A 13155-nucleotide genomic window follows, 5' to 3' on the forward strand; every position below is an offset into this window, starting at 1 on the left:
CCTACTGGGCGCACGGGTTGCGCTCGCCCAGCGAGCGAAGCGAGACGACACGGCGCACCGTATCCTCGAACCCATGGCGGTCGCGGTGGTTCTCGTGCACGGCATCCGCACCTCGCGCACGATGTGGCGGGCACAAGAGCAGTACCTGACCGACCGCGGCAACCCCGTGACGGCGGTCGATCTCCCCGGGCACGGGTCTCGGATGAGCGAGACGTTCTCGCTCGAGGGCGCGTTCGCGACGATCGATGATGCCGTGCGCCAGGCTGCGGATGAGCACGGGACGGTGCTGCTGGCAGCCCACTCCATGGGAGGTCTGCTCTCGATCGAGTACGCCGGCCAGGAGAATCCCCCTCCGATCGCGGGCTTCATTGCTGCATCCTGCACGGCGATTCCGCGCGGCACCGCCCTGCAGACCTATCGACTTCTCGCCCGCGGGTTTGACTCGCTTCCGGACCGCGGAGCGTGGCTGAGCGAACGGGTGCTGGATGCCACCCTTCCGCCCGAGACACGGGCAGACTTCGGCGCCGGAGGCTATGCGCTCGACGCGCAAGACACGGCACTGCGAAGTCTGTCCGTGCTGGATCTGCTGTCTGCACTCGGCCGGATCGAGGTCCCCCTGTGGTTCGTGAACGGACAGTTCGACCAGTTGCGGGTCAACGAGCGACTGTTCACGCGGGTCGCGCCGGATGCCGAACTGATCGTTGTGCCGCGGACGAGTCACTTGGTTACGGCCATGCGTCCTCGCGTGTTCAACGCGGTCCTGAACCTTGCGCTCACGACCATCGAACAGACCTGGTAGACTCGCTGATTGGCTTGTGTGTGGGTTTTACCCTCACGATCGCTGGTGGACGCCCCTCTCTCGTCGCCGGCAGTCCATCCATCACTCGAACGAAAGAACGTCTCCACGTGGCGAACATCAAGTCGCAGATCAAGCGCAACAAGACCAACGAGAAGGCTCACGAGCGCAACAAGGCAGTCAAGAGCGCTCTGAAGACCGAGGTGCGTCGCACCCGCGAGGCCATCGCCGCCGGCGACAAGGCCGCCGCCGAGAAGGCTCTGGCCACGGCGACCAAGAAGCTCGACAAGGCAGTCAGCAAGGGCGTCATCCACGCCAACCAGGCTGCAAACCGCAAGTCGGCGATCTCGAAGCAGGTCGCGGCTCTCTAAGCCTCACGCTTCATGCAAAGCCCGCCCTTCGGGGCGGGCTTTGTCGTTCTGGGCGTCAGCTCCCGAACTCGCTGCGCGTCGCGACCACGGTGACGAGTCGCTCAAGAGCGAAGATCGGGTCACGCGAGGCACCCTTGACCTCGGCATCCGCTCGCGCCGCAGCTTGGATGGCTCGGCCCAGAGATTCCTCGTTCCAGCCGGTGAGATCCCGGCGGGCACGGTCAACCTGCCAGTCCTTCACCCCGATCCGGGCCGCGATCGCGGCAGAGGACTCGCGCAGGCCGGCAACACGCGCCATCGTCCGCAGCTTCGACGCGATCGCCGCGACAAGCGGCACCGGGTCAGCTCCGCTGGCCAAAGCGTGCCGCAGCGTAATGAGCGCCTCGCCGTAGCGTCCCGCGATGGCGGTGTCTGCCACGGCAAAGGCTGTGGTTTCGACGCGTCCGCCGTAATAGCGCCGCACGATCTCGTCGGTCACATCACCATCGACATCCGCGATGAGTTGCTGGCATGCCGCGGCGAGCTCGGTGAGGTCGTCGGAGAACGCCGAGACGAGCGCACGGAGGGCGGCAGGCGCGATCCGCTTGTTCGCGGAAGAGAACTCGGCAGCGGCGAAGTCGTAGCGGTCGCTATCGCGCTTGACCGCGGGGCAGGCGATCTCGACAGCATCAGCCTTTCCGCTCCGGATCGCGTCGAGCAGCTTCTTGCCTCGCACGCTCGCGCCCGTGTGGCGCAAAACGACGGTTGCGCCTTCCTGGGGCGACTCGAGGTAGGCCACGGCTTCGGTGAGGAACGAGTCGGATGCCTTCTCGACTCCGAAGACGCGCACGAGCCGAGGCTCACCGAACAGCGACGGCGACGTGACGGTGAGCAGCGTTCCCGCCACGTAGTCGTCGGCACGCAGATCAGTCACCTCGACGGCGGGGTCCTCTGCGCGGACGTAGTCACGCAGACCCGCAATCGCACGCTCTGCGCAGACGTCTTCGGGACCCGAGACCAGCACGATGGGAGCAGGACGCGGATCACGCCACGGTACCTGCCGGATCGCCGACTTCGAGGAACTCGAGCGACGGGGTGCAGCCATGCCGAAAGCCTAGCCGCCACCCACGACAGACGCCGCCCGCTCCCGCCATAGAGCGAGGGTGTCGCCCTCTCCGACGACCGCCACGATCCCGTCCTGGTCGGTGCGCCCGACGGCACTGCCCTGCAGCATTGCGATCGTCGTCGTGGTGGGGTGACCGTAGGTGTTGTCGGCTCCCACCCCGATGAGCGCGACGCGCGGCGCGATCTGCTCGTAGAGACCAGGATCCTGATCAGCGCTGCCGTGGTGGGACACCTTGACGATCTCAACGACGCCGCTGACACTCGCGCGCAGCATCCGTTGCGGATCCGCGGAGAGATCGCCGAGGAAGAGCGATCGTGGGACGCCACCGCCTTCGATACTTACGGTCACCGACGAGTCATTACCCGCAGCGAACAGCGCCGTGGCACGCGGCCAGAGCACGCTCCAGTGGGCGCCACCGAGCGTTCCCGTCATCCCCTCTTGAGCCGACACCACCTGCGCTCCAGCTGCCGCGAGCTCTTCCAGGAGCCGTTCGTCGGCGCTTCCGTCGGTCGGACCGTGGAGCACGGTTTCGGCGCGCCCGATCACCGCCTCGGTGCCGCCGACGTGGTCTTTGTCGAAGTGCGTCAGGACGAGCAAGTCGAGGCGTGTGACGCCGACCCGGTCGAGGCATGCGCTCACCAGCGCGGGGTCGTGACCCGTGTCGATGAGCGCCGTCGCGCCCTCGCTGCGCACGAGCACGGCGTCTCCCTGGCCCACATCGCACATCAGAATCGACCAGTCGCCGGGGATGCCCCACCGCTGCGTGATCGCGGTGACAACGGTCGTGCAGGTCCAGATGGTGACGAGAGCTGCGAGCAGCAGCGCCGAGCCACGACGGATGCGGGCGGACCGGGGGCTCTGTGCGGGTAGGCCGAGCGCGAGGGCGACGAGTCCGCCCACCACAGCGAGTGAGAGAGCGCCCACGAGTCCGCTCACCCAAGGAACGCGTGCGAAGGGCAACCCGCTCGCGACATCCGCGATCCCGGCGATCCAGGCTGCCGGGAGCCACGCGAGTGCTGCCAGGCCGCTCTGCAGCACCGGGAACGGCGCGGCCAGGCACGCGGCAAGCCCCAGCACCGTCGCTGCGGGGGCGGCGGGTGCGGCGAGAAGGTTCGCCGGCACACCCCAGAGGGGCACCGTTGGGTCGATCAGCACCAGCAGCGGTCCGCACGCCAGCTGGGCGGCCAGCGGCACGGAGAGGGCAAGCGCCAGCGGTGCCGGCATGGCACGCGTCAGCCCCGATGCAAGCGGTCGGGCCAGCGTCAGAAGCGCCCCAGTTGCGGCCACCGAAAGCGCGAACCCCAGTGAGCCCGCCAACCAGGGATCGAAGAGCAGGAGCAGGACCACGGCCGCGCTCAGCAGCGCGACCCCCGCGCCAGCGCGACCGAGCAGGACGGCGAGCATGGCGATTCCTGCCATCATCGCGGCGCGGACGACGCTGGGCTCGGGCGTAACGAGGATGACGAACCCGACGAGCGCACCGAGACCGGAAACGACGCGGACCCGGCGCCCAGCCCCGAGTCCAGCCGCAACGACGAATGCGATCCCCACGACGAGCGCACAGTTTGCGCCCGACACTGCGGTGAGGTGGGATAGCGAGGATGCCTTCATGTCGGCATCCGTCTGGGAGCTGACCGCTGAGGTATCACCCACCGCGAGTCCAGGAACGAGCTCTCCCCCGCCGCCGGGCAGACCCGCGGCGGCTCGGACCAGCGACTGCCGGAGGTCGGCTGCGATGCGCAGGATGCCGGTGGGTGGTTCGACGACCTCTATCTCGTGCGCCAGGATCTGAACAACGGCACGATCTCCCGGATACGCCGGCCTGCTCGTTCCATTCATCCGTGCACGTGCGCCCACATCCAGCCCGCTGCTGACCTGCTCGCCCGACACGCGTACTGCCGCGTCAGTCCAGCCGGAGATCGCACCTCCATCAGCCCCGATGAGTCGGATCGACGCATCGAACGCGCGCTGGCCGCCCGCGCGCGGCTCGACCTTGCCGCTGACGATCGCCTCGACCTCGACGACACGCGAGCCGCTTCCGAAGGCTTCGAGCGCGGCATCCCGCCCCGGCTGCGCCAACGCAACATGGATGCCGACAGCAGCGCCCGCCGCGACAGCCACAACGACAACAGACAGAATGCCCACCGTCCCCGGTGCGCGCCGATAGCCGCCGCCGGCCTCCGCGGCCACGGTCGAGGAGCGCGGTCGCGAGATCGCACCGAGCACAACTCCCCCACCGACGCCGGCCGCCGCCAGGGCCATGACCGCCATCGGCGCGAGCGCAGGAGCGTTCACCAGCACGAAAGCCGTCGCCCATGCCACCACCGCGGCCGGCACGAGCCGCGCGGCACGCCATCGCCGCCCTCCGCTCAGCACAGGGCGGCCCGCTCACACCGTGACGAGATCACGAAGGGACTCGAGCATCTTGGGTCCGATCCCGGAGACCGACAACAGATCATCGACGCTCGCGAACCGCCCGTTCGCCTCCCGCCACTCGATGATCCGTCCGGCAATGGCTGGCCCCACGCCCGGGAGCGTGTCGAGCGCTCCTTCATCCGCGGTGTTCAGGTTCACCCGGCCGTCGGCCGTGACACCGGCAGGTCCAGCTGCCGGTGCCTCCCCCACGCGCGGCACGATCACCTGCTCCCCATCCGATACGGGGCGCGCAAGATTGACCCCGGCAGCCTCGGCATCCTCGGCGAGTCCTCCTGCCGCAGCCACCGCATCGACGACCCTCGCATCGGCGTGCAGAACGTACAGCCCTGGAGCGTTCACAGCTCCCGAGACGTGGACATAGAGCGAGGTGGACGCCGTGGCCACCGTCACCGGCGCTGGGGCCAATGACTGAGCGGATCCGGCACCCCGAACGATCCCCACGATCACCGCGATCGCAAGACCGCCAAGGGCGAGGATGACGACAGCACCGACGCCCCAGCGACGTCGCTCCTCGCGCGCAAGCCCACCCACATCGCGACGCTATGGCGATGACTCAGTCACCGAGCGACGGGGGGACCGAAGCGGTGCAGAAGCTCTCGCAGACCTCCCGTGGGGAGGAAGGCGTCAGCTCGTGCTGAAGCTGACGACCTTCGGAGCGCGAACGATGGCCCGTGTGATGTCGCGTCCGGCGAGCGAGCGGAGCACCCGTTCGTCGGCGCGAGCGAGAGCCTCCAGGTCGGCGCCGTCGATCTTGGCAGAGACCTCGAGCGTCGCACGTACCTTGCCGTCGATCTGCACGACCGCCGTGACCGTGTCTTCGACCAGCAGCGTCGGATCGGCCTGACGCCACCCGACGAGCCCGACGAACGGCTCGTAGCCGAGCGCTTCCCACATCTCTTCAGCGGTGTGCGGGGCGAACAGGTCGAGGATCATCGCCACAGCCTCGGCTGCTTCCCGCACCGCCGGGTCTGCGGGGCCCGCACCGGTGTCGATGGTTCTGCGGATCGCGTTGACCAGCTCCATCAGCCGCGCAACGACGACATTGAACTTCGTCTGCTCGACGAGGCCCGGAGCCTCCGCCCAGAGGCGGTGGGTGATTCGGCGCAACGCGACATCACCCTCCGCCCAGACGACATCCGGCTCGCTCGTGACCTCTTGCGCGATGCGCCACGCGCGAGAGAGGAACTTCTGCGCACCCGTCGTGGAGACATCGGCCCAGTCTTTGTCGTCCTCGACGGGGCCCGCGAAGGCAAGAGCCACGCGCAGCGCATCGGCACCGTGCGTCGCGAGCTCCTCGTGGAAGAGCACGAGGTTGCCCTTGCTCTTGGACATCTTGGAGCCGCCGAGAATCACCATGCCCTGATTGATCAGGCTCGAGAACGGCTCGGTGAAGTCGACGAGTCCCATGTCGAACAGGACCTTGGTGATGAAGCGCGCGTACAGCAGGTGCAGGATGGCGTGCTCCACACCCCCGATGTAGAAGTCCACCGGCGCCCAGCGCTGCGCCTCTGCGGGGTCGAAAGCAACCGAGTCGTTGCCCGGTGACAGGAAGCGCAGGAAGTACCACGAGCTGTCGACGAACGTGTCCATCGTGTCGGGGTCGCGAAGGGCTGGATCACCGGTCTCAGGGTCGGTGGTAGCCATCCACTCGGAAGCGCCCCCGAGCGGGGACGTACCCTTGGGCGCCAGGTCGAGGCCGTGAGCGTCGGGGAGCCTGACGGGCAGCTCGTCCTCGGGGACCGGGACGATACGACCGTCCTCGGTGTGCACCATCGGGATCGGCGTACCCCAGAAGCGCTGGCGAGAGATGAGCCAGTCGCGGAGGCGATACGACTTCGAGGCGCGCCCCGTGCCCGCAGTCTCAAGAATCTCGGTGATCCGCGCGATGGCGTTCCGCTTGCTCAGGCCATCCAGCGACCCGGAGTTGATCAGACGTCCTTCACCGCTGAGCGCCACCCCCGTCTTCGCGGGATCGATGGACTCGATGTCATCGGCATCCTCCGAGAGCGGACCGTCCTCCCCGATGACCGGGATGGCACCCGTGGCGGGTGCGGTCGTGTCCACAACAACGCGGATGGGTAGGCCGAACTCCCGTGCAAAGTCGAGGTCGCGCTGATCGTGCGCCGGCACCGCCATCACCGCGCCGTGGCCGTAGTCGGCCAGCACGTAGTCGGCGGCCCAGATCGGCAGGCGCTCGCCGTTGATCGGGTTGACGGCGTAGCGGTCCAAGAAAACCCCGGTCTTGGGGCGATCAGTGTTCTGACGCTCGATCTCGGTCTGCTTCTGCACGGTCTCGAGGTAGTCCCGGAAGGCGCTCTGCACATCCGGCGTCGACCCGGATGCCAACTCTGCAGCCAGATCGCTGTCGGGTGCGACCACCATGAACGTTGCGCCGTACAGCGTGTCGGGGCGCGTGGAAAAGACCGTGACCTTCTCGTCGCGACCCTCGATCTCGAAGTCGATGTCGGCGCCCACTGAACGGCCGATCCAGTTGCGCTGCATCTGGATGACCTTGTGGGGCCAGAAGCCCTCAAGCTGGTTCAGGTCGTCGAGCAGACGATCGGCGTAATCAGTGATGCGGAAGTACCACTGCGTGAGCTTCTTCTTGATGACCTCGGCGCCGCATCGCTCGCAGTGGCCATCCACGACCTGCTCGTTCGCCAGCACCGTCTGGTCGACCGGGCACCAGTTGACCGGGCTCTCTTTGCGGTAGGCCAGACCGCGCTCGAAGAGCCGCTGGAACAGCCACTGGTTCCACTGGTAGTACTCAGGGTCGCTGGTGTGCAGCACCCGGTTCCAGTCGAACGAGACCCCGTAGGAACGGAAGCCTGCCTTCTGCTGGTCGATGTTCGCGTACGTCCACTCGCGCGGGTCAGCGCCACGTTTGATCGCGGCGTTCTCGGCCGGCAGACCGAACGAGTCCCACCCGATGGGGTTGAGCACGTTGTAGCCGCGGTGCCGCCAGCTGCGGGCGACGATGTCGGAGTAGAGGTAGTTCTCGGCGTGGCCCATGTGCAGGTCACCCGACGGATACGGGAACATCGCGAGCACGTACTTGCGCGGGCGCGTGTCGTCGGCTCCACCAGCGCGGAACGGGTCGGCCGCCTCCCAGCGCTCCTGCCACTTGGCCTGGACCGCCTGCGGGTCATACCCGCCTTCGGGACCGTGGGCGGCAACGGTGTCGGTAGGGGCCATTTGACTCACGTAACGGGTACCAATCGGGATGCAGGGAAGACACGCGAAAGCGCAGCATCCAGGCTACCGGATGCCTGGAATCACGCGTCCGGGGCGACCATCGTCCAACCGGACGGCACGGATGCGCCAAGAGCCGCCAGCGGTCCGCGGGCTTTCACGACGACCTCCGCAACCTCGGACGGCGGATGCGACAGCCAGGTGATACCGCCGCCGGCTCCGACGTACGCGCGGCCGTTCTCAACGACGATTGAGCGAATGACCATTGCCAGATCCAGATCCCCCTGGGGTGAAACCCATCCGAAGCATCCGGCGAAGATGCCACGCGGCGCGCCCTCCAGCCGCTGCAGGATGGACATCGCCGAGAGCTTCGGCGCGCCGGTCATACTGCCGGCAGGAAATGTCGCGCCCAGGAGTTCGCCCACCTCCAGGCCCGGAAACAGGTTGCCGGCAACCGTGCTCACGAGCTGATGTACTGCCGGGTAGGACTCGACATCGAAGAGCCGCTCGACAGTCACGCTTCCGATCTCACAGATGCGCGAGAGGTCGTTGCGCATCAGATCGACGATCATGACGTTCTCCGCGCGCTCTTTGACGTCGGTGCGCAGGTCTTCGGCGAGTTCGGCATCGATCACGGAGTCGGCAGAGCGGGGACGGGTGCCCTTGATCGGGTGAGTGCGCACCCGGCCGCGGTCGACGTTGAGGAACTGCTCGGGACTCGCGCTCAGCAGCGCGCGGTCGGCGATCCGCACGAAACCGCCATGGTGAGCGCTGACGCCCCGTCGAAGGCGTCGGTAGGCTGCCACCGCATCGACGGCACCTTCCACCTCGAATCGCGTCGTGAGACACAGCTGGTACGCGTTTCCCTGGCGGATCTGCTCGCGGCACTGCTCAATCAGAGCCGCGTACGTGGCCGCGTCGTGCCGCGAGGACGCGACGACCGGCGTCGGCTCCCCGACGGCACCCGGATGCGGCAGTGCAGCGAGTTCGGTGGCGAGTTCTCGAGCGTCGCCTCCCGCGAATACCGTCGCGCGGCACGTCGCGTGGTCGAACTCGACGACAGCGCGCACCCGCATCCATCGGGTCTCGTCATCCGCGTCCGAGAGACTCGGCGCCCCGGCTCGCCGGGCCCCGCCGTCGTAACCGAACCATCCGACCCATCCCCCCGGCCTCGGACCGCGCTCATCCGAGCGCGAATCGTCTTCGGCAACACTTCCCCGCACGACCACCTGTTCGACGACGGTTGAGGCGACTGACTCACCGATACCGACCCAACTCCGCCCTGAGGTCGCACCGGGTCCGGCATCCAGCCAGAACGCATTCTCGAAGCGATGAGCCCATCCACAGAAGACTCGCTCTGGGTCGAGCCATGCCGCTAACGGAACGATCGACGGCGGCGTGGTCACGCCTCACAGGCTAAACGCTGTCGGCGGCTCTACGCTTCAAGAATGAACGAGTGGCTCACGTGGCTGCTGGATACGGTGCAGGCAGTCGATCCGGTAGTGCGCACCCTCGTGGCTGGCCTTGCGATCATGCTCGAGACCAGCGTCTTGGTCGGACTTGTCGTTCCGGGCGACACGATCGTGATCATTGCTGGCACCGCCGTCGCCGGCCCGTGGGAGGGTGTCGCGCTCGGCGTCGCCGTCGTGATCGGCGCCCTCATCGGCGAGAGCATCGGATTCTGGCTCGGGCGCTTCCTCGGCCCGCGCATCCGATATTCCCGCCTCGGCGCCCGCATCGGCGAGCGTGCGTGGATCCGAGCCGAGCTGTATGTCAATCGACGCGGCGGGATCGCGATCTTCCTCAGTAGGTTCCTCCCGGTGTTGCATTCTCTCGTTCCACTCACGGTCGGAATGACCGGGTACCCCTACCGGCGGTTCCTCGCGTGGACAGCGCCGGCATGCATCCTGTGGGCGACGATCTACGTGTCGGTCTCGTCGGCCGCGGCGGGAACCTACCGCGACCTCGCCGACAGTGCCCACTACGCCGGGTACATCTTCGTCGGAGCGATCGCGCTGTTCATCCTGGCCATCTACCTGGGCAAGAAGGTGCTGCATCGCATCGAGCGGCGGCACATGGATGCGGATGACGAGAGCAGTCCCGTCGGCGACGCCACACGGAACCCGGCTGCCGATGGCATGACAGACTGAACGGGTGCCCGGACCGGAGGAAACCCCCGCGCCCCCAAGATCCTGTGGCTCGCACGGCTTGAGCGACGATTCCACACCTGGCGGGAGCGACGTGCCCGCGCGCGCGGCCACAAGCCGACGGTGACCCCGTTCGCGGGGTACGGCGGCGATGGCTGGATCCGGGTTCTCGGACGAGTACTGATCGTTCCGCCGCGTAAACCGCGCGGCGGCGGCGAGTATGCCTCGGTTCGAGGTTGGCGCAGCTTTCTGGCGGTTCCGGTCGGCTTCGCCAGCGTGCAGATAACCGTCGCAGGCAAGACTCACACCGTGGCAGCAGACCGGGGCGGCGTCGTGGATGTCGTTCTCGACGCCACGCTTCCGCCGGGCTGGCAGACGTTCACGATGACGGTCGAAGACAGCGCTCCCGTTGAATCACGGGTATTCGTCGTCGCACAGGACGCGCGCTTCGGCATCATCTCGGATGTCGACGACACCGTGATGGTCACAGCACTGCCGCGTCCACTTCTTGCGGCATGGAACTCCTTCGTCGTCGACGAACACGCCAGACAGCCGGTTCCGGGCATGGCGGTGCTGCTCGAGCGGCTTGCGCGCGAGAACCCCGGCTCTCCCGTCGTGTACCTGTCGACGGGGGCATGGAACGTCGCGCCGACGCTGGTGCGATTCATGCGACGCCACCTCTTCCCGCCAGGAGCGCTGCTGCTCACGGACTGGGGCCCCACCCATGACCGATGGTTCCGAAGCGGACGAGCCCACAAGGAGCACAGTCTGCAGCGCCTCGCCGAGGAGTTCCCCGACATCCGCTGGTTGCTCGTGGGCGACGACGGGCAGCACGACGATGCGATCTACACGGCTTTCGCGAGCGAGAACCCGGGCCACGTGGCAGCAGTCGCGATCCGCCGCCTCTCCCCCGCCGAAGCCGTGCTCGCTGGCGGCCGAACCGCGGTGAACGACCACTCGGCTGCCGAAGTACCGTGGGTTACGGCATCCGACGGTGCGGGCCTGCTCGATCGCCTCCAGGACGCTGGGGTATCCCCCGCGTAGGCTTGCCGCATGTGCGGACGGTTCGTGGTTGCAAGCGTTGGAACCGAACTCGTCGGGATGCTGCGGGTCGACCTCGTCGGCGATAACCTGCCCGGACCGTCCTTCAACGTCGCTCCCACCGACAAGGCTGCCGTCGTGCTCGATTCGGCGAAGTCCGAACCCCCGGTTCGGCGGCTGGAAGCTGCGCGCTGGGGCCTCGTTCCCGGCTGGGCGAAGGACCTCTCGATCGGGGCGCGGGCGTTCAATGCTCGCTCCGAGGAGCTCGAAGATAAGCCGATGTTCCGCGCTGCCCTCGAGAAGCGACGCGCGATCGTCCCCGTGACCGGCTACTACGAGTGGCATCGCACTGACGCCGGAAAGACCCCGTACTTCATCCACCCCGCCGACGGCGCCCCGCTGCTGTTCGCCGGGCTCTACGAATGGTGGAAGGACCCGTCAAAGGCCGAAGACGCAGACGACCGGTGGGTGCTCTCGTTCACGATCCTCACCCGCGCCTCTGCCGGTGGACTCGGCTCGCTCCACGCCAGGATGCCCGTCTTCATGGATCCCGATCACGCCGATGCCTGGCTCGATCCCACTGTCGACTATCCGCGAGACATCCTGGATGCCGCAGTCGACGCTGCAGGGATTGTCGCCGACACTCTGGAGGTTTATCCGGTCAGCGCCGACGTCGGGAACGTCCGCAACAACTCCCCCGCACTGATCGAGCCCGTTCCCGGGCCGCCGCTGCCTTAGCGACGGGGATCAGGCCGCGGGAGCACACGACGAGCAGGGCACGAGACCGCGACCGGCGCCGGCGGCCTGGAGGCGCAGCGTCATCACCCGCACCGCCGCTTCGTCGAGGCGCTCCGCGGGAAGGGCGCCGGACTCGACGGCGGTGACGATGCCCGCCGTCAGCTCCGCCGCGGTCCCGGAGTTCGTTCCCAGCACCGACAGCAGCATGTCGTTGCCCGCGGCGAGGGCGGCTACGGCGTTGGCGACGGGATCCTGGTACTCGCGCAGGCCCGACGCCTCGAGCATCCCCAGGTCATCCGTGATGGCGACGCCATCGAAGCCGAGTTCTTCGCGCGCGATGCGATGCCACTCGCTCGAGAGCGTCGCCGGGTTCGGGTCGATCGAGGTGTAGGCGAGGTGGCCAAACATGAGCAGCGGGGCGCCCGCCTCGATGCCGGCCGCAAAGGGAACGGCATCCGTCTGCAGCCACTGGTCGTAGCTTTCCGTCGTGGACGGGATGCCGCGGTGCGAATCTCCGGGAGCTGCGCCATGACCGGGAAAGTGCTTGAGGGTCGAGAGGGCCTCGGGTTCCTCCCCGACCACGGCTGCCGCAACGTGCGAGGCGCCGCTCTCGGGAGTCGTGCCGAGCGCGCGGCGATAGATGAACATGCCGGTGTCGTCGGTGATGTCGGCGACGACACCGAAGTTCACCGAGATTCCAGCCCGCTGCACGAGAGCTCCGCGTCCGGCGAAAGCGAGCTCGGTAGCCTCCGGCGGCTCGTACTTCAACGTCACCGAGGAAGCAAAGTCGTCCCAGGGCAGACGCGACACATCGCCGCCTTCCTGGTCGATGCCCAGGAGCGGCGGAACGGCAGGATCGACCGTGAGCGCCGCGGTGATCTCGCGCAGTCGGTCTTCGGTTCCGGGCACGTTCGCGCCCATCAGGATGAATCCGCCGACCCCGGTGGTGGCCATGTAATCGCGCAGAACGCCCCGGTCGGTGGTCGGGATGTGCCCCATGATGACGCTCGCTGCGCGTTCGTTCAGGCTCATCGCGACGACTGCCGCGGCTGCGCGCGTCGTGACACTCGCGGCGGTACCGGGGATCACGACGACCTCGCCCGCCGGTGCTTGCGATTCACCGGGCGTGGAGGTGGCGGCATCTGCAGCGGGGGCGACACCCAGAGCACCCACCGCGAGGGCTGCGGCAGCTCCCGTGGCGAGGCTCGTACGCACGAGCGTCGTGAGCACGCCGGCGTGCTCTCCGCGGCGCCCCGCGTGAAATCCTTGACGACCTGCCGCGCTCACCTTTTCACGGTACCCGCTCCGGCGCACACTACCCTGGTGTTC

General features: G+C 67.7%; 11 protein-coding genes. 5 read left to right on the top strand and 6 right to left on the bottom strand.

Annotated elements, in window-relative coordinates:
• Window positions 1-73 precede the first annotated feature (73 nt).
• Both MICSW_RS08240 and rpsT read left to right on the top strand, forming a co-directional pair.
• Entirely contained in the window at window positions 74-799 is a 726-nt protein-coding gene (locus MICSW_RS08240) for an alpha/beta fold hydrolase (protein WP_464495123.1), read from the top strand.
• Window positions 800-906: 107 nt separating this feature from the next.
• Window positions 907-1167 (top strand): 30S ribosomal protein S20, encoded by a 261-nt coding sequence (gene rpsT, locus MICSW_RS08245; RefSeq protein ID WP_363495110.1) that lies wholly within the window; start codon window positions 907-909, stop codon window positions 1165-1167.
• 55 nt (window positions 1168-1222) lie between these two features.
• On the opposite strand, the gene holA is transcribed toward rpsT, so the two are convergent.
• The 5 genes from holA to MICSW_RS08270 all read right to left on the bottom strand — a co-directional run bounded on the left by holA (window position 1223) and on the right by MICSW_RS08270 (window position 9306).
• Window positions 1223-2251: a DNA polymerase III subunit delta gene (gene holA / locus MICSW_RS08250; protein ID WP_292729430.1), complete on the bottom strand. Its 1029-nt coding sequence runs from the start codon at window positions 2249-2251 to the stop codon at window positions 1223-1225.
• A gap of 9 nt (window positions 2252-2260) precedes the next feature.
• A complete protein-coding gene (locus MICSW_RS08255; protein ID WP_464495129.1) occupies window positions 2261-4609 on the bottom strand; it encodes a ComEC/Rec2 family competence protein in 2349 nt (782 codons plus the stop codon).
• A gap of 51 nt (window positions 4610-4660) precedes the next feature.
• A complete protein-coding gene (locus MICSW_RS08260; RefSeq protein ID WP_464495131.1) occupies window positions 4661-5239 on the bottom strand; it encodes a ComEA family DNA-binding protein in 579 nt (192 codons plus the stop codon).
• Between the two features lie 93 nt (window positions 5240-5332).
• Window positions 5333-7903, bottom strand: a complete 2571-nt coding sequence (gene leuS, locus MICSW_RS08265; RefSeq protein ID WP_464495133.1) for a leucine--tRNA ligase — start codon at window positions 7901-7903, stop codon at window positions 5333-5335.
• Between the two features lie 80 nt (window positions 7904-7983).
• On the bottom strand, window positions 7984-9306 hold the full coding sequence (locus MICSW_RS08270) for an anthranilate synthase component I family protein (protein WP_464495136.1): 1323 nt from the start codon (window positions 9304-9306) through the stop codon (window positions 7984-7986).
• 42 nt (window positions 9307-9348) lie between these two features.
• On the opposite strand from MICSW_RS08270, the gene MICSW_RS08275 reads away from it, so the two are divergent.
• Genes MICSW_RS08275 through MICSW_RS08285 form a run of 3 tightly spaced genes read left to right on the top strand, consistent with a single transcriptional unit; the run spans window position 9349 to window position 11826 of the window.
• The gene (locus MICSW_RS08275) at window positions 9349-10050 is read left to right on the top strand and encodes a DedA family protein (RefSeq protein WP_292726925.1); all 702 of its coding nucleotides are present in this window, start codon (window positions 9349-9351) and stop codon (window positions 10048-10050) included.
• A gap of 39 nt (window positions 10051-10089) precedes the next feature.
• Window positions 10090-11091 carry an App1 family protein gene (locus MICSW_RS08280; protein ID WP_464498283.1) on the top strand — a complete coding sequence of 334 codons (1002 nt, stop codon included), beginning with the start codon at window positions 10090-10092 and terminating at the stop codon, window positions 11089-11091.
• A 9-nt stretch (window positions 11092-11100) separates the two neighbouring features.
• Window positions 11101-11826 (top strand): SOS response-associated peptidase, encoded by a 726-nt coding sequence (locus MICSW_RS08285; protein ID WP_464495141.1) that lies wholly within the window; start codon window positions 11101-11103, stop codon window positions 11824-11826.
• 9 nt (window positions 11827-11835) lie between these two features.
• Here MICSW_RS08285 and MICSW_RS08290 read toward each other — a convergent pair whose 3' ends face one another.
• Window positions 11836-13113, bottom strand: a complete 1278-nt coding sequence (locus MICSW_RS08290; protein WP_464495143.1) for a glycoside hydrolase family 3 N-terminal domain-containing protein — start codon at window positions 13111-13113, stop codon at window positions 11836-11838.
• Between the last annotated feature and the right edge of the window lie 42 nt (window positions 13114-13155).

Source organism: Microbacterium sp. SW12 (assembly GCF_055391095.1).